At 41.6% G+C, this 18,915-nt stretch carries 19 protein-coding genes and 1 tRNA gene; 12 read left to right on the top strand and 8 right to left on the bottom strand.

The window, feature by feature from the left end; translation table 11 throughout:
* Positions 1–17: 17 nt before the first annotated feature.
* The gene (gene tnpA / locus QOL44_RS07705) at positions 18–434 is read left to right on the top strand and encodes an IS200/IS605 family transposase (protein ID WP_283401170.1); all 417 of its coding nucleotides are present in this window, start codon (positions 18–20) and stop codon (positions 432–434) included.
* Positions 435–445: 11 nt separating this feature from the next.
* On the opposite strand, the gene QOL44_RS07700 is transcribed toward tnpA, so the two are convergent.
* The 6 genes from QOL44_RS07700 to argS all read right to left on the bottom strand — a co-directional run bounded on the left by QOL44_RS07700 (position 446) and on the right by argS (position 7,179).
* Positions 446–1,693, bottom strand: coding sequence for a DUF763 domain-containing protein (locus QOL44_RS07700; protein ID WP_045086865.1), 1,248 nt, complete (start codon positions 1,691–1,693; stop codon positions 446–448).
* 18 nt (positions 1,694–1,711) lie between these two features.
* Positions 1,712–1,783 (bottom strand) — tRNA-Glu (locus QOL44_RS07695).
* An 86-nt stretch (positions 1,784–1,869) separates the two neighbouring features.
* The gene (locus QOL44_RS07690) at positions 1,870–3,390 is read right to left on the bottom strand and encodes a hypothetical protein (RefSeq protein ID WP_009058360.1); all 1,521 of its coding nucleotides are present in this window, start codon (positions 3,388–3,390) and stop codon (positions 1,870–1,872) included.
* Positions 3,391–3,459: 69 nt separating this feature from the next.
* Entirely contained in the window at positions 3,460–4,158 is a 699-nt protein-coding gene (locus QOL44_RS07685; protein WP_009058362.1) for a response regulator transcription factor, read from the bottom strand.
* A gap of 7 nt (positions 4,159–4,165) precedes the next feature.
* Positions 4,166–5,257, bottom strand: coding sequence for a PAS domain-containing sensor histidine kinase (locus tag QOL44_RS07680; RefSeq protein WP_009058363.1), 1,092 nt, complete (start codon positions 5,255–5,257; stop codon positions 4,166–4,168).
* 179 nt (positions 5,258–5,436) lie between these two features.
* Positions 5,437–7,179: an arginine--tRNA ligase gene (gene argS, locus QOL44_RS07675; protein WP_009058365.1), complete on the bottom strand. Its 1,743-nt coding sequence runs from the start codon at positions 7,177–7,179 to the stop codon at positions 5,437–5,439.
* A 142-nt stretch (positions 7,180–7,321) separates the two neighbouring features.
* On the opposite strand from argS, the gene rpsT reads away from it, so the two are divergent.
* The 8 genes from rpsT (at position 7,322) to rplQ (ending at position 11,783) form a co-directional block, all read left to right on the top strand.
* Positions 7,322–7,591 carry a 30S ribosomal protein S20 gene (gene rpsT / locus QOL44_RS07670; protein WP_009058368.1) on the top strand — a complete coding sequence of 90 codons (270 nt, stop codon included), beginning with the start codon at positions 7,322–7,324 and terminating at the stop codon, positions 7,589–7,591.
* Positions 7,592–7,662: 71 nt separating this feature from the next.
* Entirely contained in the window at positions 7,663–8,445 is a 783-nt protein-coding gene (gene map, locus QOL44_RS07665; RefSeq protein WP_009058370.1) for a type I methionyl aminopeptidase, read from the top strand.
* Between the two features lie 77 nt (positions 8,446–8,522).
* Complete coding sequence (rpmJ, locus tag QOL44_RS07660; protein WP_039720615.1) at positions 8,523–8,639, top strand: 50S ribosomal protein L36; 117 nt, start codon at positions 8,523–8,525, stop codon at positions 8,637–8,639.
* 21 nt (positions 8,640–8,660) lie between these two features.
* Positions 8,661–9,056, top strand: a complete 396-nt coding sequence (gene rpsM / locus QOL44_RS07655; RefSeq protein WP_009058371.1) for a 30S ribosomal protein S13 — start codon at positions 8,661–8,663, stop codon at positions 9,054–9,056.
* Between the two features lie 58 nt (positions 9,057–9,114).
* Positions 9,115–9,657 (top strand): 30S ribosomal protein S11, encoded by a 543-nt coding sequence (gene rpsK / locus QOL44_RS07650; RefSeq protein WP_009058372.1) that lies wholly within the window; start codon positions 9,115–9,117, stop codon positions 9,655–9,657.
* Positions 9,658–9,683: 26 nt separating this feature from the next.
* Positions 9,684–10,292 carry a 30S ribosomal protein S4 gene (gene rpsD / locus QOL44_RS07645; protein WP_009058373.1) on the top strand — a complete coding sequence of 203 codons (609 nt, stop codon included), beginning with the start codon at positions 9,684–9,686 and terminating at the stop codon, positions 10,290–10,292.
* Between the two features lie 44 nt (positions 10,293–10,336).
* A complete protein-coding gene (locus QOL44_RS07640; RefSeq protein WP_009058374.1) occupies positions 10,337–11,350 on the top strand; it encodes a DNA-directed RNA polymerase subunit alpha in 1,014 nt (337 codons plus the stop codon).
* Between the two features lie 37 nt (positions 11,351–11,387).
* Entirely contained in the window at positions 11,388–11,783 is a 396-nt protein-coding gene (rplQ, locus tag QOL44_RS07635; protein ID WP_009058375.1) for a 50S ribosomal protein L17, read from the top strand.
* A 76-nt stretch (positions 11,784–11,859) separates the two neighbouring features.
* Here rplQ and ppk1 read toward each other — a convergent pair whose 3' ends face one another.
* Both ppk1 and rmuC read right to left on the bottom strand, forming a co-directional pair.
* Positions 11,860–14,013: a polyphosphate kinase 1 gene (gene ppk1, locus QOL44_RS07630; RefSeq protein WP_009058376.1), complete on the bottom strand. Its 2,154-nt coding sequence runs from the start codon at positions 14,011–14,013 to the stop codon at positions 11,860–11,862.
* Positions 14,014–14,107: 94 nt separating this feature from the next.
* Complete coding sequence (gene rmuC / locus QOL44_RS07625) at positions 14,108–15,406, bottom strand: DNA recombination protein RmuC (RefSeq protein ID WP_009058377.1); 1,299 nt, start codon at positions 15,404–15,406, stop codon at positions 14,108–14,110.
* Positions 15,407–16,032: 626 nt separating this feature from the next.
* On the opposite strand from rmuC, the gene QOL44_RS07620 reads away from it, so the two are divergent.
* The 3 genes from QOL44_RS07620 to QOL44_RS07610 all read left to right on the top strand — a co-directional run bounded on the left by QOL44_RS07620 (position 16,033) and on the right by QOL44_RS07610 (position 18,905).
* Positions 16,033–16,164, top strand: coding sequence for a hypothetical protein (locus QOL44_RS07620; RefSeq protein WP_266098570.1), 132 nt, complete (start codon positions 16,033–16,035; stop codon positions 16,162–16,164).
* Positions 16,165–16,552: 388 nt separating this feature from the next.
* The gene (locus QOL44_RS07615) at positions 16,553–16,822 is read left to right on the top strand and encodes a hypothetical protein (RefSeq protein ID WP_258042287.1); all 270 of its coding nucleotides are present in this window, start codon (positions 16,553–16,555) and stop codon (positions 16,820–16,822) included.
* 1,000 nt (positions 16,823–17,822) lie between these two features.
* A complete protein-coding gene (locus QOL44_RS07610; protein ID WP_009058384.1) occupies positions 17,823–18,905 on the top strand; it encodes a lysylphosphatidylglycerol synthase transmembrane domain-containing protein in 1,083 nt (360 codons plus the stop codon).
* The last annotated feature ends 10 nt before the right edge of the window (positions 18,906–18,915 follow it).

Here is an 18,915-nt window from a genome sequence, read left to right as displayed (position 1 = left end):
GTCTATCATTTAGTGTAATGACAGGTCAAGTGCGTTTGCACCTTCTGCATCACTGCGTTTACGCGCTGCACTACCATTTAGTTCTTGTCACAAAATACCGCCGCAAGGCGCTCACCCGCCCCATGCTTGACCGGTTGCGTGCTATTGCGGAAATGCGCTGGGATGGATGGGGCGGACAGCTGCTTGAGTGCAACGGAGAATCTGACCACGTTCACTTGCTAGTTGCGTTGCCACCAAATCTTGGACTCAGCCGCTTCCTGAACCATCTCAAGACAACTTCTTCCAGGCTTCTCCGCAGAGAGTTTGCCACAACGGTCGCCCGTTTCTATCGTAAGGCAGTTCTTTGGAGCCGTTCCTACTGCGTTATCACGTGCGGGGGCGCCCCATTAACCGTCCTCAAACAGTACATCGAACGGCAAGAAACGCCGGAATAGGGCGGCCTTCATCACCAGCCAAGTCCAAGGCTCTGGCTGGAGCACTGGCCGCCAGAGAGGGTATGGAGGGAGGATTGGGCAATATGAGCAAGTCTTTTTAAGGCATCTTTTTTTTCTATATATCCTAATTTAGCTCTTCTTATAGTTTCTTCTAGAATCCCAATGTTCCGGTCATAAGAAACTCGATCAATAGGATAGGGGATCCCATCTTTGCCTCCATGAGCAAATGCATAATCGGCCCAACGCCGACCATTGATCTGCTTTGGAAAGTCTTCAATTGGATCCTTTCTGCAGATCGGGACTCCAAACAATAGTTCTGCTACAAGAGCAAGACTCCGAATTGTAGCCGGACCAACATGCGGGGTTTCAAGAAGTGATTGGAAGTCTTTTGGGTTTCTTTCGTAAGCTGAAACGATGGCTTTATGAAGAGCTTTGAGGTTTATTAAACGGATATCGGTGCTGCTAATAGTGTGTCGGGCCGGAGCAAAAAGGGTGGGGCCACAAAGAATTTCAGAAATTAAATTTAAGGTTTTTTGAGGTTTTTCTCTAGCCAATTCGCTACAAGTTTGTCTTGATCGCTCTGCTTCTCCAGCAATCATATTCAGAAGGATGCTTTTATCGGGAGTTTGCCTCTTTTTGTTGATTTCAGATTCAGAAAGGAGCCCCTCATTTTCTTCAGATAAATCATCAATTGCTGCATGAGGGTTACAAACAAAGTTTTTTGTGCTTTCTCCTAACCAATGATATCGGCGTGCGTAGCGAGTAGTTTCGTTCATTCCTTGTTGGATGACACACCAGGAACCAGAAGCGGTGAAAAAAAAACAGTGATGATAAAGAGCAAATCCATCTTGAAGGGCTGCAGAATCTACTTTTGCGACAAGCCTAGAGGTGCGGATAAGACTTTCAGCAGCATTAATTGCTAAGCGATCAGCAATCCTGGCGATTTCCTCTGGGGTCTTCCTTGATTCTCCACCTTTGCCTCCAGCCACGAAGATGCCGATATCCCCATATCTCTTTTGTGCTTCCTTTAAGGCACCACAGCAGACCGTAGTCAGTCCCGAAGAATGCCAATCAAAACCTAGAACACATCCGAACGCTTGAAACCACCAAGGATCAGAAAGCCTTCTGAGCATTTCATCAGGACCATACTCTTCGACAATCAATTGGGTCATAGCCCGGGCCAGTCGTACCATCCTTTCAAAAAGATAACTAGGGGCTTTCCCATAGTGCAAAGGAAGATAGGCCGTTTTTCTTTTCATGAAACGCTGCACCAAAAGCGACCCCAACGGGATTCGAACCCGTGCTGCCACCGTGAAAGGGTGGAGTGCTGACCACTACACCATGGGGTCAACCAGTTATAGATTTAGCAAAGCAGACATAACATATTGGTGCAAGAAAAATAAAGAAGCTACTTGGATCATACAAAAAATCAAGCTTAAAACAAGAAAGCTATTCCAAGCAGGATCAAGGCAGAACAGAAAGTGGCAAGTTTAGAACGGACATTAGGACCAAAATAGTTAACGAATATTTCAGCTCCAGGAGTGTCATTGGCCAAGATTTTTGTTTCCGTAGCGAAGGAGACACTAAATCGATAGAGGTAAATAAAGAGTAAAAGGATGGTAAAGGAGATCGCTAAAAGCATAAAAACAACAAAAAGACGTAGGGGAAAAGGGTTAGGATTCCATCCTGAAGGAATATGGATTTCAAAAGATCCTTCAGTATGGAAAGCTCTTGCATCTTTTGTCTTAGTTAAGATCTTTATCTGCCAATTTCCTGGATGAGAAAAATTTTTTGCTGAAAAGTAATAAGCTCCTTCCTTTTCTTTTTTCAAGGAAGGAGCAATGACATGAAACGGACTGGAACTATCAGTGAGGATAAGAACAAGGCTTTGTGTAGAAGACAGGGAATTATTTTTAAAACTAGAAAGTTGTAGTTTGAAAGGAGCAGGGGAAAAGGGATGGAAAGAGAAGGTAAAGATGCCGGTTTTACCGACAAAATGCTCTTGGAAAGGTAGCAGGGCAGAGGAAAAAAGAGAAGTGCCTCGGAAAGCCATCAATAGCAGAAGAATCCAGCAAGTCCAGCATTCTAAAACATAGCTAGGAAGAGAAAAGGAGGTTATTTTTATGCTTGGCAATGGGAGTTTTCTAAAGGAAAACTGGAAATGATTTGCTCCTAAAGATCTCATGAGTATCCCAGTGAATCGTGGCTCTGCCAAAAGTTGATGATAAATGCGGAATAAAAGCAAAAGAATACAAAGGATGCAAAACCATGGAGTAAAAAGGAAAAAAGGACTAGTGGTATAGAGGGAGCTTTCAAAGGAGAGCCAAAGCAGGCTCAAAAAAAATAACGCCATAGGAATATCCAGAAGGCTACCTAACCTGGCAAGGGAAAAACTCAACACCCTTCTGATACTTTGTCCTTCTACAAGGGGGACAATATTCAAAAGAAAAATCAGAGAACTACCAGAAAGTATTTCTAAACAAATTATTTCCAAAGAGGTGAGAAAACCGAAAGTGGAGAAGGATTTCACTCCTCTAAGATATAAAATTTCACTGATGAGCAGCACAACCCCACTGGCCATTCCCATGAATGAGGGAAGACTCGATTGGTTAGCCTGTAGGAGCCTGTGCAAGAAAAAAGTTATAAGGAAATAGAAAATCCCTAGTCCAATTAAAGGAGAGGGATTGACAATCAGCTTAAATACATAACCAGCTGAAAGACAAGCAAAAGAAAAAAATAACAGAGAGTAGTGCTTATTTCTTAGTGGCTGGTAGTTTCTCTGAGAACAAGGTTGGAGAATCTTCAGAATTTTTGGGACAAGAAGAAAAAAATTTATAAATATTCCCCAACACAAAGAGAAACCCAGAAGGATTAAAAAGAAACTAAAAGACTCTAAAGTTTGGGAATCAAAAAAAGAGGGAGTAATACTGGGGTGTAGGAGGTAAGAGGAATTCATGTAGAAGAAGTTTTAAGCACCCGAGCAATCATTTGGTTTCTTAAAAAAGGAGAAATGTGCAAAAAACAGTTAAAAGTCCGTTTGCCCAGAAGAAATATTTGTTTGATGCCATGAGATGGCATAGTGAACAAGCTCAGTTCCACTCTGTAGTTTTAATTTTTGTTTGATACTAGCTCTATAAGCCTCGACAGTTTTGATGCTTAAATGCAGCTGTTCGGCAATCTGTCTGGAGCTGAGTCCTTTGCCGATCAATTGAAAGACTTCCAGTTCCCTGTCGCTCAATTTTCCTAAAGGGCTAGCCTTGAAAGGTGAGCTTTTTTTCCCTGTAAAGCCTTCTAGGATCCTAGAAGAAATTTCATCACTAACAAAAATGTTGCCCTCCAGAATCCTGTTTATAGCTTGAAGCAGCTTTTCACCGCCTTCCGATTTCATTAAGTAGCCTCTAGCACCAGCTCTTAACAGCCTTTCAGCAAACAGTGATTCTTCATGCATGGAGAGCACAAGGATTGGAATTTCAGGGTAAATAGCATGAATGTCTTTGACAAGTTCCAGACCGCTTTTGCCTGGTAAAGAAATATCAACTAGAACAATATCTGGTTTTAACTTTTCGACAAGCTCAAAACCTTTTTGCGCGTTTTCAGCCATTCCGCACACGCAGAGGGATGGATCTGTTCCAATAATATACGCTAAACCCTCTCGGAGTACGGCATGATCGTCAACGATGAGCACCCCTCTTTTTTTCGTCTCAGTAGATCGTTCCTTCATCATATTGTTCTTAACCATTGGTTTTAGTATTTTGGGCAGAAGGTAAACTGCAAATGATTTTTGTCCCTTTTCCAGGAAGAGAATCGATACTCAAATTAGCACCGATCATTCCCGCACGATAGAGCATCGACCTGAAACCTAACCCTTTGTTTATCCCATCTTTCATTTTCATTCCAATGCCATTGTCTTCCACTTGAAGAAAAATTGTTCCAGATGTCTCTCCAAAAGTGATGTCGATGTGCGAGGCCCCTGAGTGTTTGATCACGTTATTAACAGCTTCTTGAGCGATTCGATAAAGCTGGATAGCAAAAGAAGGGTTGGGAACAACAGGTTCTCCAATCAAATGAAACTGACAAGTGATGGGGGTGTTTTTACCCGTATTTTGAGCCAAATCCATTAAGGAAGCAATCAGATCTGAGGTGGACATCGCCAGTGGCGCTAGTCCCTTGGCTATATCTCGAGCTGAAGTTGCTGCTTCTCTAGCTAATTTGGCGATTTCAGAGGCTAGCTCATGACCGACGGCTGCCTTTTCTCGAAGTTCTTGGGATAAAAACTGAGCTTTAAACTCAATACCAATCAATAACTGGCAGAGACTATCATGAATGTCTTGGCCTATTCTTTGTCTTTCGTGTTCGCTAGCTTCTAAGGCTGCCTTTTCTAGAGCTTTTCTTTCTCTAATATCCCTTACAAGAACGCTTAAAACTTTTCCTTCCTTTAAGAAGACTTCACTCACTGAGATCTCCATGAAAAAGGTTGTTTTATCTTTCTTTTGACCTAAGAGTTCATATTGGTTGATTGGTTTTTTTTTCTTTTTAGCTAAAAAAGTTCGGATCCATTTCTGACGATAGGGAGGGGCAAGGAGTTCAACAAAGGGTTTACGAAAAAGTTCCATTCTATGATAGCCGAAAAGCTCTTCAGCAGCCTTGTTGGTAAGCTTAATGTTCCCTTCACTATCTAGAACTAGTAACCCTTCAGCAATATTATGGATAACATTAAAAATCCATTGAGCGATACTACAGTAAGAAGGTTCTACTTCTCCTTGAAGACATTGAGAAATAGTAAAAGTACATCTTTTCTCTTCATCGAGCCATCCGTTATCCATCGTAATAGAGACAATATTTTCGTTTCTAAATAATAACCTTATACAATATAGGCAATAATTGTATGAATATAAAATGATTATTCCATAAAAAAAATTATAGAGATTGATTTTTTTCTCTGGAGTTCCAATTTTTTGTGCATTCTTTCTTTTTTCACTGGCAAGCTTGTCTCTTCAACCTCCTACATCTCTTTCAAAGGCTCGATGCCCAGAAGCTCTAGTCCTAAAGAAAGAGTGCGTTGCGTAAAATCGCAAAAGGCTAGGCGTAGCTGCTTTGAGGATTCCGTCGATGCACCTAAGACTGGGCATTGTTCATAGAATTTGTGAAAGACTTTTGCAAGGTTATAAAGATAGTTACAAAGATGGTGTGGGCTATTTTCTTTGGCTGCAAGGAATAAGGAATATTTGAAGCTTAAAACCGCTTTCATCAGTTCTATTTCTTGAGGGTGGAGGGTGTCGGTTTCGAATTTTAGAGAGGTAAAGCCCAGGGTAGAACCATAACCGGAGGAAGCAGCTTTTTTCAAAATAGAGCAAATTCGAACATGGGCGTTTATGAGATAAGGTGCGGTATTTCCTTCAAGAGAAAGGAGTTTTTCCCAGCTAAAAATATAATCGAGGATTCTGTTTTGAGAAAGATCGGCATATTTCAGAGCCCCTATCCCGACAGCATGGGCTATCTCTCTTTTTTTATCCTCGGACAAATCCTTTCTTTTTTCATCTATAATCTGGTAGGCTCGATTGACCGCTTCCTCTAAAAGCTCCCTTAGCTTTATTGACGTCCCTTCCCTAGTTTTAAGAGGTTTTTTGTCTTCTCCAAGGATTGATCCGAAATAAACGTGTTCGAGCTGAATATCGATGCCGAGTAGTCGAGCAAGGGCAAAAAGTTGCTGGAAGTGCAGTTTTTGTCTTGAGTCAGTGACATATATGATCCGCTGAGCTTGCCAATTGCTCAAACGGAAAAGAAGGGTAGCAATATCCGTTGTGGCATAAAGATAAGCGCCATCAGTTTTTTGGATTATCATGGGCTTGTTAGCTAATTCTGGGAAGTCTTTGTTGAAAAACACACAAACGGCCCCTTCGCTGTATCGAGCAATCCCTTTTTGAAGAAGTTCTTCGACAACCCCTGGAAGCATAGGATTATACACGCTTTCTCCAAGGGAATAATCGAATTTTACATTAAGCTTTTGATAAATTTTGTCCAATTCCTTTAGGGAAGCATGAACAAAGACATCCCAAAGTTTTAAGTTTTCGCTGTCACCAGATTGCAATTTTTGTAATTCTCTTTTTGCCTCTTCCTTAATCCTTTCAGATTCTTTTGCTTCTTTTTGGATTCTCACATATAGTCCTTCCAGATACTCCAAGGGTTTTTCGGCTAAAGCAAGCGGATCGCCGTATCTTTTGTATCCTAAAAGCACCATCCCAAACTGTGTTCCCCAATCTCCCAGATGATTGTCCGCAATGACACGATGGCCTAAAAAAAGATTGAGTCTTTTTAAGACATCTCCAAGAATCGTGCTGCGAAGATGGCCCACATGTAATTCTTTTGCTATGTTTGGGCTTGAAAAATCTATCACGATTGTCTGTGGTTCTTTAGTCTGCTCAATGCCAAGTCGAGGGTCGGAACGGATCGCAAGGAAAGCATTCAGGTAAGCTTTTGGTTTTACTCTAAAATTAATGAATCCATTGCCTCCGACTTCAGGATAAAAAGTTACGGAGTTGTCTCCAATGATCCTCGCAAACTCTTCAGCTAATTTTCTTGGATTTTCTTTGAGTTGACTGGCCATTAGAAATGCGACATTAGTTTGGTAATCTCCAAATGAAGGATTGGAACAGGGTTCGACTATTGGAATATGGTCGGTTTGACCAAACTTTTCAGAAAGGGCCACTTTTAGTTTTTCAAAAATCCAATCTTGAGGAATTTTCATAGTTCTTTTTAACTGAGCTCTTACAAATCTTTTTTATCCAATGTTCGGATGATCCAAAAGAAGATAGTTAGGAAGAGAAGTTTTTAAAATTATTTTTCTTTTACTTGACATTCCATCAAATGTTCTGAAATTACTTTTTCTTATGCCCAATACAAAATCGGCTGAAAAGAACCAACGGAAAAGCGAAAGAAAGCGCATTTTTAATCTAAGAGCAAAGAAAGAATTAAAAGAGCAGTTAAAACAGCTTAAGGCATTGATTGATGCCAAAAAAAAAGAGGAAGCTCTGTCTTTTTTCCCCACCATTCAATCCTTACTGGATCGATTGGTTAAAAGAAAGAAGCTTGTGGCGAATACTGCTAATCGAAAGAAGAAACGATTATTGAAAAAAATTGGGAAAATCAGTTCTGTTTGAATCGGTAACTCTTCTATGTTTATATTATATTTAATTTGATATTTTTAATTTTTTCACCTTTTACTGTTCCAGTGATACCCATTAAAAGAGGCAAAGAAATTGAGGCGATGCGGCGTAGCTGCAGAGTCGTCACCGAAATAATAGAAAAAATAAGGCCTATTCTTGCTCCAGGGATCACTACGGAGGAGGTGGATAAGTATGCGGCCCATCTTATCGAATCCTATGGAGCAAAGAGTGCGTTTTTAGGTTATAGAGGCTTTCCTGGAAATATCTGTATATCGATCAATGAAGAAGTGGTCCATGGGATTGGAGGAAAGAGAAAAATCCAGTATGGAGATCTTGTAAAGTTGGATGTAGGTATTATTCTCGATGGGTGGATAGGGGACACAGCAAAGACTTATCCAGTGGGAACGGTTGATGTAGAGGATTTACGGTTAATTGAAGTGACCAACAAAGCCCTTATGCTTGGCATAGCTCAGGCACAGGAAGGTAATAGAATTGGGGATATTTCCTCGGCAATTGAAAGGTATGTTCTTGAGCAAGGTTATCAGGTAGTTAAGGAGTTTGTGGGTCATGGGGTTGGCAGAAAACTCCATGAAAAACCTCACGTTCCGAATTTTGGAAAACCAGGCCAAGGACCGAAGTTAAAAGCAGGAATGACCATAGCCATCGAACCAATGGTTAACAGAGGATCTGGAAAAGTTCTCATGATGCCAGATGGTTGGACCGCTGTTACTGAAGATGGGCAAAGGTCGGCTCATTTTGAGCATACCGTTTTGATTACCAAGAATGGTCCGGAAATTTTGACTTTAACCGAAGATAATGTAGAGTTAGTGTATCATACGGCTTTTTAGGATAAAAAAATCTTGATTTTTTTTCTTTTTTGATTATTGAAAACCTTCTGCTTTTTTAATTAACACTAGGAGAAGCAATGAAAGTAAGAGCTTCAGTAAAAAGACGGACAGCCAATTGTCAAGTCGTTCGAAGAAAAGGAAGAATCTATATTATAAACAAAAAGAATCCGCGATTGAAACAAAGACAGGGTTAATTTTTAAACTGAAAGGATAGAATGGCTCGAATTTTGGGTGTAGAAATTCCAGGTAACAAGCCTTTGATTGCAGCATTGCCTGTTATCTATGGCATTGGCAGATCAAGGGCAAAGCTCATTTGTGAACAGGCTGAACTCAATCCTCAGATGAGAGCGAAGGACCTGACAAACCAACAGATTAATCGGATTATACAGGTAATCGAAGAAAATGGTTTTGTCATTGAAGGGGATTTAAGACGAGAGGTTCAGCAAAATATAAAGAGGTTGCAGTCTATCCGTTGTTATAGAGGCTTAAGGCACATCCGTGGACTTCCTGTAAGAGGACAGAGAACCTCTACGAATGCTAGGACAAGAAAAGGACCTAGAAAAACCATCGGTGTGGTCAGAAGAAAAGAGGCTAAGAAAGGCAAGGTTTAAGGGAGTTCTGTATTAATCTTAATGGAGAGTTAGTGATGGAGTGGAAAGGGAGGACACAATGGCAGAGGGTAATCAAGAAAAAAAGCCGAAAGTAAAAAAAGAGGAAGGTAATTCACAGATGGCATCAACTTCAGAGTTGGCAGGAAAAGCTCAGAATATAAAAAAGAAAGAAAACCAGGGAGAAGATTTATTGTCGACGCCATTGGAACAGGAGCAAGAAAAGATAAAGATACCTAAAGTTCGCGCAAGCAAGGCGATTTATAATGGAATAGTAAACATTTTGGCCACCTTTAATAATACTATTGTGACGATCACCGATATGAGTGGAAAAACGGTGGCGTGGTCCAGTGCCGGCAAGTGTGGTTTTCGTGGGACTAAAAAATCCACAGCCTATGTGGCACAGCTGGTTGCACAGGATGCTGCTAGACAAGCTATGGGACATGGAATGAGAGAGGTCATTGTAAAAGTCAAAGGGCCTGGAACCGGAAGAGAATCGGCGATCAGGGCCTTGCAAGCGGTAGGATTGGAAGTCACCTCAATCTTAGATGTGACTCCAATACCTCATAATGGGTGTCGACCAAAGAAGCCACGTCGCGTCTAAGTTGAAAAAAGTGGAGAAACAAAATCATGGCAAAATATATTGGTCCAAAAGCGAAGATTTCCAGACGGTTTAATGTTGCTTTGTTTGGCCCTAATAAGGCTTTAGAACGGAAGCCTTATCCACCAGGAATTCATGGTCAGAGGGCTGCGAAGAAGAAATCAGATTATGCGGTGGCTTTGGCAGAGAAGCAAAAGTTGAGGTTTATGTATGGGATCATGGAAAAGCAATTTCGAAGGTATTTCCAAATTGCTCATAAAAAGAAAGGGGTAACAGGAGAAGTGCTATTTCAGCTTCTTGAGCAAAGGTTAGACAACATCGTCTATAGGCTTTGTTTTGCAACAAGTAGAATGGAAGCTAGGCAACTAGTTAACCATGGGCATATTTATGTCAATGGCAAGAAAGTGAATATACCAAGTTATAGAACTAAACCAGGGGATGTTATAGAAATTTGCCCTAAGCCTCAATCGAGAAAATTGGCCTTACGCAATCTTGAAGCCATGAAAGGCATAAGGATCCCCGATTGGCTCTCTCTAGAAGCAGATAATCTAAAGGGGACGGTGAATCGGCTTCCAACCAGAGAAGAAATACAGCCTATCGTCAACGAGCAACTTGTCGTGGAGTTGTATTCAAAATGAACATTGGGATGCAAAATCCTTTATAGAAGGAGTGGTAGGGTGTTATGGCTATACGTTTAGGAAGATTTGAGATGCCCCGTTCCATCGTCAAAGATGAGACGGTATCGAATGCAACCTTTGGTCGTTATATCATTGAACCCTTCGAGTCGGGATATGGACATACCTTAGGTAATTCGTTGCGCCGAATCCTTTTGTCATCTTTAGAGGGAGCGGCCATTGCCTCGGTCAAAATCGATGGGGTCATGCACGAATTTACTTCTATTCCTGGTGTCGTCGAAGATGTGATAGACATCGTTCTTAATCTGAAGAAGGTCTTGATTAAAATGCCAGATAGGGAGACTCGGAATTTCCGCATCGATGTTCTTAAAGAAGGACCCGTGACTGCGGCAGATATTCAGGTTGATCCAGGTGTGGAAATTGTCAATCCAGAGCAGCTAATTTGTACGCTTGACCAAAAAAAGCATTTAATGATGGAGCTGGAAGTTAAGGTTGGAAGAGGTTTCCTATTGGGTGAGTACAACAAGAAACAAGACCAATCCATTGGGGTCATTCCTATCGATTGTCTTTTTTCTCCGGTGCGACATGTGAAGTATGAGGTTGAAAATACCCGAGTAGGACAAAGGACCGATTACGATAGACTCATTTTTGAAATATGGACGGATGGGAGGATAGGGCCTGACGAGGCTATTGTACAATCAGCCGCTATTCTCCAACATCATCTTGATGTTTTTGTTCAATTTGGGAAAGAGCCGGTTGAATTTGAAAAGCCGAAGCCACCCGTTAAAGAAGAAGAAAATAGGCTTCGAAAGATCCTTAATATGAGCGTCAATGAAATAGAACTTTCTGTCAGAGCAGCTAATTGCTTGAACAACGCCAATATTACTACGGTTGGTCAGCTGGCCATGAAGACGGAAGCTGAAATGCTTAAATATAGGAATTTTGGGAAGAAATCCTTGAATGAGATCAAAGAAAAGCTTGCTGCGCTTGGTCTTTCCCTAGGAATGAAATTCGATCCGAGTATCTTAGAACAACCAGAGGAGAAAACATACAGGGAATAAAAGGGATTTTTTCTGGGTATGGTAAAGGAGGCATGAGATGCGACATCAGAAAAGGACTCAGAAATTAGGTAGGGATTCTCAGCATAGGGCTGCGTTACTTGCTAATCTGGCCGTAGAGCTTATTGAACATAAAAGAATAAAAACGACTTTAGCCAAGGCTAAAGCCTTGCGTCCTTTTGCCGAAAAATTGGTCAGCCTTGCAAAAAAGGGAACTCTCCATGCTAGGCGACTCGTCGTCAGTAAAATCCATGATAAGAAAGCCGCTCGAGTTCTTTTTAATGATATTGCTTCTCAGATGCAAAACAGAAATGGCGGCTATACACGAATTTTGAAACTAGGAAATAGGCTATCAGATGCTTCGGAAATGGCATTGATTGAATGGACAGAAGGGCAAGTGGTGGGAACTAGCCAAAAGACTCCTGAAAAAACCTGATTGTCTAAACCAAGGATCTATTGCCTCTGGTTCTGGCTTTATAAAAGCCACTCTATCCAAATAAAAAAAGGGAAGGCTAGAGAAAACTTTGGTTTTGATTTTCCATAGCGAGTGGTTGGACAGCTTTGATGGGAATTTCCATCCCTTCCCTTCCTTTCGATTGGATCAGTTGTTCTTTTCTTGCTTTTTCTCTAAAATAGAGTTGGGCCTGAAAAGGCTCTTTTTCTGGTTTGATTCGTCTGTAAATTCCATTAGGTAAAAGTTCTCTGGCTTTGATATTATCCGCTAGATAAGCCTCTAGAATTTCCTGCACCTTTTCTTTTAATTTGGGATGTTCAATAGGAAAAATAATTTCGATTCTCCTATAAAAGTTTCTTTGCATCCAATCCGCACTCCCTGAATAATATTCAGGATTGCCTCCATTCTCAAAATAGAAGATCCGACTATGTTCCAAGAACCTACCTACAATGCTAATGACTCTAATATTTTCACTGACTTGTGGAATTCCCGGTCTTAAACAGCAGATGCCCCTCACTATAAGATCAATTTTAACACCTGCAGAAGAAGCGGCATAAAGATGTTGAATGATATCTTCATCAACGAGGGCATTCAGTTTTGCAATGATTCTAGCCTTTTTCCCTTCTTTGGCATTGTTAATTTCTCTTTGGATCATCTCCTTTAGCCTGCTAGCCATATTAAATGGAGAAACGATAAGCTTTTCGATGCCATGAAATCGAGAAAGCCCGGTCAATATGTTGAAAAGAGTTGCTACTTCTTTCGTTATCTCCTCATTGGTGGTTAAAAGGCTCAGATCAGTGTACAGCCTTGCCGTGCTTGGATGATAATTGCCTGTAGCGAGATGAACGTAAAGCCTGATTTGATCTGGATCTCTCCGGATGATTTCAAGCATTTTACAATGGGTCTTCAATCCAACAATACCGTAAAGAACATGCACTCCAGCTTCTTCCATACGTCTTGCCCATTGAATATTGTTTTCTTCGTCGAATCTGGCTTTGATTTCTACCAAAGCCGTGACTTGCTTGCCATTTTGGGCTGCTCGAATAAGAGCATGAACGATCGGAGAATCTCCACTGGTTCTATAGAGAGTCATTCTTATTCCAAGGACGGAAGGATCAATGGCTGCTTTCTGCAAAAAATCGACAATGATTCCAAAGCTTTCATACGGATGGTGGAGAAGTACATCAGTTTTGCGAATCACTTCAAAAAGATTAGGTTTTCCGCTAAGCTCTGAAGGGATAACAGGGGTCCATGGTCTATCTCTTAGGTGTGGAAACCCTTCATGGTTACAGATAGGTAAAAGATGAAGGAAATTCAAAGGATCAGGGTTGCGATAGGAGTCGCGGTGATCAAGATGGAGTGCTTTCAACAGAATCTCTTCTAGTTCTTTTGGACATGTGGATTCTATTTCTAACCTGACAGCGTTGCCCCTGTTCCTCTTTTTCAACTCCTCTTCAACGGTTTGTAAGAGGTTCTCTGCCTCTTCTTCATCGATATAAAGCTCACTGTTACGGGTAATTCTGAAGGAATTGACATCTTGAATTTCATCACCAGGGAAAAGCGTGTCCAGAAAGTTTATGACCAGATCACTTAAAAGAATGAACCTAAAACCCGATTTAGAATTGCTTCCAGGCAAGGTGATGAGACGCGGCAAAATCCTTGGAATTTGAACAATGCCAAAATTGTGCATATGAGAGGCATTAGGTCGTTTCAAAGTCAAGATCAAATTAAGGCATTTGTTAACTAATTGAGGGAAAGGATGACTCGAATCAACTGCCAAAGGAGTCAGAACGGGAAAAATTTCTTTATCAAAATAGGTTTTACACCATTCAAGCTCTGATTCTGTCAATTCATTGTGGGTGCATAAAAAGATCCCATTCTTTTTTAAAGCTGGCTTAATTTCCTCGTTCCAAATTTTGTATTGTTTCTCAACGAGTTCATGTGTCCTTTTCTCGATTCCTTCGAAGACTTGAAGGGGAGTCAACCCATCAGCACTCTGTTCTTCACTTCCGTTTTCTATTTGCTGTTTGATTCCTGCGACCCGAATTTCGAAAAATTCATCTAAATTGGAGCTAAAAATACAAAGGAACCGGAGTCTTTCAAGCAAAGGCTGTTTTGGATCAGCAGCTTCTTCCAAAACTCTCGCATTGAATTCAAGCCAACTTAGCTCTCGGTTAATAAAATATTCAGGTTTATTAAAGGTTGCTATCATCTCTTATATTTCTTAACTCTACTCTGAAGTTTGTTGCTTTCAAGAGACTGCCTACGAACCTTAAAACAAAAAGGTGGTTTTTTATTTCTCATTTTTAGGTCTGCTGGAACGGTATGTCCTTAAGAGTTGGTTCGATTTCATGGACATCACTAACCTCTTCGGAAAAAGCTCCACTAGTTTTAATTTTTTTTGTCGAAGGAATAATTTTCCCTTGACAGAGGGTTGCAATTTTGTTGAAAGCCTCCATCGAGCTTCCCAATGCTTTGCGGAGTCTGTTTAATAGTTCCATGAGCTCAACAAAAGAACTGTACAGCTCTTTGATTTCATAGGCAATTTTTTCGACCTCTTCCGTCATCTGCTGCTGTTGCCAGCCAAGAGCAATTGCTTTGAGCAAGGCAAGAAAATTGATCGGTGAAGCAAGAAGGACTTTTCTTTCTAAGGCATATTGGAATATTTCTGGATCTGCTTCAAAAGAGACTGATAGAAGCCCTTCATTTGGTAAGAACATGATGACATATTCAAATGCATCGGTTTGATTCTGACCGTACTCTTTTTTCCCTAATTCTCTGATTCTTTCCTTTACCGCAGCCAGATGCTCCTTTAATTTTGTTTTTCTTGTGGTTTCATTATCAGCTGTCATAGCCTCAAGATAGGCTCCCATCGGCGTTTTTGCATCAACATATATCTTTCTGTTCCCAGGGATATAGATGATCATATCGGCTCTTTTGTCTGCATCGGGAGGCTGTGGAATATAGGAGACGTGTTCTTTCATTCCGGCCATTTCTACAAGACGCTGGAGTTGGTATTCTCCCCATGATCCTCTTACAAGGGGAGATTTTAAGGATTGTTCCAGTTTTATAGCTGATTCATGGAGTTCTTTGTAAGCCTCAGATAGATGGGTTAAATGAGTGCTTAGTGAGCTATAAGCTCCTTCTCTTTTGCTTTCCAAGTTTTTTATCTGTTGATCCAATGCTTCCAGGCTTTTTTCAATCGGCATGACTATTTCTTTGAATTCTTGTTTTTTTAGATTCCAGTCCGCTTTCATGCTCTCAAAGAGGGAATGAAATTGATAAGTAGCCTGCTCCAGAATATTTTTAGAATTCGATTCCAATACTTGCAATGCGAGGGATTGAAACATAGTTTTGAGTGTGTCTTGAGCCGCCGTGACCCAAAGAATTTGTTCTTGTTGAGCCTTCTTTTGAGCTTCAAGAGTGGCTATTTGTAGCTCTAAATCTTTGTTTTGCGCCTGTAAATTGATCAAATCTTCATTTTCATTCTTATATCTTTCTAGGTCTTTTTGAAGCAAAATGTATCTAGGTCTAAGTAGCAGCAGCGTTAAAAGAAACCCGATTCCTACTCCAACAAGAAAGCTTACGAGGAAAAAGCTGTTCATTTTAATTTTTTTCTTTCAATACAGTCCTTTTTTTGAGCGATAAGTAAATAGTTTTCTTCCTATAGAGTAATGTTTTAAACACGATTTGAGTAGAACCCAACAGATAGAATTATGAATAGCTATTGCTATTGCGATGCAGTCTAGGAATAAATAGGCATGGCGAACATCTATTTGCCGAAGAAGTTTAGTGCGCTGATCGGTCGGAGCGTCAGCAGGCAGTAGCGCAAGGCGATGGGAAGGGGTGCTGCGCACCAAACGAACTCCGACAAACCGGCAGTATTACCCTCATGAAGCCTATCTGGTGGGGATCGGCCAAAAGACGCTGCAAGCTCTACACAAGAACCAACACAAGAGTCTCCATCGCCGGGAAAAAGAGGGATCTGAAGGATCAGCGGCAAGCTCTGGTAAGGTTTTGTCTAGCACAAGACAAAACAGTGATCGATCGGCTGAGGGATAAAAGCAGTGGACTAAACTACAAGAGAAAGAATTTTCTCACGTCTGATGGAGCTAGGGGAATGGGGCGAGATCTCCGATGGTCATGGTGGCCCACAAGGCATGGCTTGTCCGGTTCGGTTTCGGATGGCCCCTAGAAGTTTTACCCCTCTCTTAGGACCAAAATCTCCGTCATGAACGGGCGAATCCCTTTCTCCGCAGGAGGAGATGCCAAGGATCTCCTTTCGATCAATCCCTGCCTTCCCAAGCCATCTTTACGGTTTGCGCCAATACAAAAGACCAGGGGCAATAGGGAAAGTTGGTGAAGCCGGGTAAGGCGATGCGCTGAATGGTCCCGAGCGGAGAGCCTATCGCTCAACTGGAAGAAGCGCGAGATGCTAGAGGATCTTTGCCTTTGCTCCGCAGCCAAGAAGCGTCTTCTTGTCTCTTTCTTTGGCTTGGAGCGCTTCGCGGAAAGTCTCTCGCGAACGCAGGGCGAAGGACAAGCTTGTGGCGGAAGGCTACGCTAGCCCAAGCGGGCTACCAGCAAGAATGTGGAAGGTAGCCCTCTAGAACGGCTAGGAAGCGATCGAAAAGTGGATGTTAGTCTTCTCTGTGATGATCAACCCAAAGATCCAGCAACGCCTGAGATGGTCGGAAGAAGCAAAGCGGGTTGCTTTCTAGATATTCCATTCTCTGCAGCAGCTTGTTTCTATGTTAGGAAAAAGAGAGCCGCCCACTTCTACATTTCACCTCACAAAAGAGAGGCAAGAGGCCATCCTTTTCAGGTTACGAAAGGACTTACAAAAGGTAATCGGCAGGCTGCTAAGAGTGAGGGAAGCTAGATCTATTCTGTATGATGAAGAAATGTATCGGACTCTTGAAGAGAAGGGTGGGCAGTATGTCGCGCTCGTGAGCCTTGAACGTGGTAAAAGGATTGTCATTCCACTAGTAGGCAATCTGAAGATTCGCAGAATGATTTAGCTTGTTTTAAAGGAAAAGGAGGCGGGCATTCCCTACGCAGCACCACGAAAAGTTCCGAAGCAGTTAGAAGGAGAAGCGGATGGGATAGAGGCTAGACTTTCTGAAGTTTTCACAGATGATCACGGAAAGAAATAGGGGAGAGGGTTTGGGGAATAAAGCAAGATGCATCCGAAAGCATAACCTGGGGGAAGAAAAAGCGGGCGGCCTCGTTTGGAAAAGGGAAGGCGGAAATAGAGCGGCAAATAAAAACAAGCCTAAGCTCTCTTCTTACATTACGAAGACTTTCAGTACTTATTTCTTGAGGATCTCCATATACATGGGAACGCTCCAAGCAAAAAGCATTCCAGGGCATTATACAATTGCGCAGCGCCGTGCTTCAAGAGTGAACCGAATTGCTGACGTCTGGGGGAGGTTCTCGGCCAGAGAAATGGTCCATCTAGCCTATAGCTCTCAGTTTTGTCTGCGGTGTGAGTAGATCCATACGCAGCATCGCACTGGTGACAAGTTTGTATGCCAGCATGGCGGATAGGCGAACTATGCGGATAGGATTGGCACATACTACTTCAAAAAAAGATCGGAGATCGAAAGATTTCTTTCGTAGATGCTGCAGAACCGGCTGCTTGCGATGCTTTTGGAGAGGTTTACCCGTAATAGCGGGCACTCCCCTGACGGGAATATCGATAAGGGGAACTGTTCCAGGGCGGACGATTCCAGGCAGCGGGGAGATGTTCTCTTTGATTGTTAAGATGACACGCTAATTCTATCCTACTCCTCCCCAGAGGACGAAACCTTCTTAGCAATCCCGGGGCATCCCGACATAAACCCAAGGCGAAAAGAACGAACTTGGATCAGGCGTAAGCAAGTCCCGAATATGTTTTTAGGAACAGGTAGAAAAAGTTAGAACAGAGGGCTAGAGTCATCTATGCTTTTTCTTTTGAAAAGGGATCGTAATGATAAGAGGCTACTATTATAAGCTATAGAAGAACAATTGGAGTGGGAGTTGAAAAAAAAATCGATAAATTCTGAAAAAGAATCTTTGAATACAGCTGCAGTCGACTTCAATAATGATCTTCAACAAAAGCTAATTGAGGGAAAAAAGGAGAGTAAAAATTTTTGGGGGATTGTACTCAAAACCCTCGTTTCTTTTTCTCTTCTTTTTTATTTAGGTTCAAAGCTCAACTGGCAGAAATTTTTTTCTTATTGCCAATCGATCGATCTTTTATTCCTTGGTTTTGCCTTCTTATTTTGTGCCTTACAAACTATTCTTTCTTCGCTGCGGTGGAAACTCCTGCTTTTTGCTTTAAACATCCCTATTAGGGGTTGGACAGCCTTTGAGCTAGCAATGATTGGAAAATTCTTCAATGCTGCCTTACCAGGGGGAACTAGTGGGGATTTTGTGAGGATCTATTATGCTATGGAGCTTTTCCCGAGGAACAAAACGGCAGTATCTGTTTCCATCCTTTTTGATAGACTGATTGAGGGGGTTGTACTTCTTGTCTTGGGTTCTTCCTTTGGGCTATTGTTTTATAGGCAACTAAATGATCAACCTTTCCTTCAAAAAGCGGTTTTTTTTCTTTTAGGACTCACACTTTTAACTCTTTTATTTTTAGCTACCCTCCCTATGCTTCTGAAATTTGGCATCAAGTTATCGCAAAGATATCTAGGAAAATGGAAAAGGGTAGAACAGGTCCTTACGGATATTGTCCATGTTTTAGATGTCTTTAAGTATTGCTATGGCCGAATCCTGGCTGCTTGTATTCTTTCTATAGGAGTGCATCTGTCGGCTATTCTAATGTTTGTTTTTGTGTCTGCCTCTCTTCACATGCATTTGCCTTTATGGCTTCTAGCGGTGGTGATGGTCGAGATAACCCTTATAGTATCCCTTCCGATCAGCATCTCTGGTCTGGGAGTAAGAGAAGGAGCAGTGGTGCTGCTGTTTGGTTCTTATGGCATTAACCCAGAACTTGCTTTGGGTTTTTCATTATTATCTTTCAGCGTTGGAATACTCTGGAGCTTAATTGGAGGATTGTTTTTCTTGACTTGGAAAAAAAATAAGAAAAACAGCGTTTCTCTTCCTACCTAATAATAAAAAA

This window comes from Candidatus Methylacidiphilum fumarolicum (assembly GCF_949774925.1).
Classification (GTDB): Bacteria; Verrucomicrobiota; Verrucomicrobiia; order Methylacidiphilales; family Methylacidiphilaceae; genus Methylacidiphilum; species Methylacidiphilum fumarolicum.
Note: the sequence above shows the minus strand (reverse complement) of the source record. Positions and strands in the feature narration are given on the sequence as shown.

What these genes read in the sequence shown, in the direction of transcription:
- tnpA (WP_283401170.1), top strand. Translation starts at nt 18, where the DNA reads ATGACAGGTCAAGTGCGTTTGCACCTTCTGCATCACTGCGTTTACGCG.
- QOL44_RS07700 (WP_045086865.1), bottom strand. Translation starts at nt 1,693, where the DNA reads ATGAAAAGAAAAACGGCCTATCTTCCTTTGCACTATGGGAAAGCCCCT.
- QOL44_RS07690 (WP_009058360.1), bottom strand. Translation starts at nt 3,390, where the DNA reads ATGAATTCCTCTTACCTCCTACACCCCAGTATTACTCCCTCTTTTTTT.
- QOL44_RS07685 (WP_009058362.1), bottom strand. Translation starts at nt 4,158, where the DNA reads ATGATGAAGGAACGATCTACTGAGACGAAAAAAAGAGGGGTGCTCATC.
- QOL44_RS07680 (WP_009058363.1), bottom strand. Translation starts at nt 5,257, where the DNA reads ATGGATAACGGATGGCTCGATGAAGAGAAAAGATGTACTTTTACTATT.
- argS (WP_009058365.1), bottom strand. Translation starts at nt 7,179, where the DNA reads ATGAAAATTCCTCAAGATTGGATTTTTGAAAAACTAAAAGTGGCCCTT.
- rpsT (WP_009058368.1), top strand. Translation starts at nt 7,322, where the DNA reads ATGCCCAATACAAAATCGGCTGAAAAGAACCAACGGAAAAGCGAAAGA.
- rpmJ (WP_039720615.1), top strand. Translation starts at nt 8,523, where the DNA reads ATGAAAGTAAGAGCTTCAGTAAAAAGACGGACAGCCAATTGTCAAGTC.
- rpsM (WP_009058371.1), top strand. Translation starts at nt 8,661, where the DNA reads ATGGCTCGAATTTTGGGTGTAGAAATTCCAGGTAACAAGCCTTTGATT.
- rpsK (WP_009058372.1), top strand. Translation starts at nt 9,115, where the DNA reads ATGGCAGAGGGTAATCAAGAAAAAAAGCCGAAAGTAAAAAAAGAGGAA.
- rpsD (WP_009058373.1), top strand. Translation starts at nt 9,684, where the DNA reads ATGGCAAAATATATTGGTCCAAAAGCGAAGATTTCCAGACGGTTTAAT.
- QOL44_RS07640 (WP_009058374.1), top strand. Translation starts at nt 10,337, where the DNA reads ATGGCTATACGTTTAGGAAGATTTGAGATGCCCCGTTCCATCGTCAAA.
- rplQ (WP_009058375.1), top strand. Translation starts at nt 11,388, where the DNA reads ATGCGACATCAGAAAAGGACTCAGAAATTAGGTAGGGATTCTCAGCAT.
- ppk1 (WP_009058376.1), bottom strand. Translation starts at nt 14,013, where the DNA reads ATGATAGCAACCTTTAATAAACCTGAATATTTTATTAACCGAGAGCTA.
- rmuC (WP_009058377.1), bottom strand. Translation starts at nt 15,406, where the DNA reads ATGAACAGCTTTTTCCTCGTAAGCTTTCTTGTTGGAGTAGGAATCGGG.
- QOL44_RS07620 (WP_266098570.1), top strand. Translation starts at nt 16,033, where the DNA reads ATGAACGGGCGAATCCCTTTCTCCGCAGGAGGAGATGCCAAGGATCTC.
- QOL44_RS07615 (WP_258042287.1), top strand. Translation starts at nt 16,553, where the DNA reads ATGTTAGGAAAAAGAGAGCCGCCCACTTCTACATTTCACCTCACAAAA.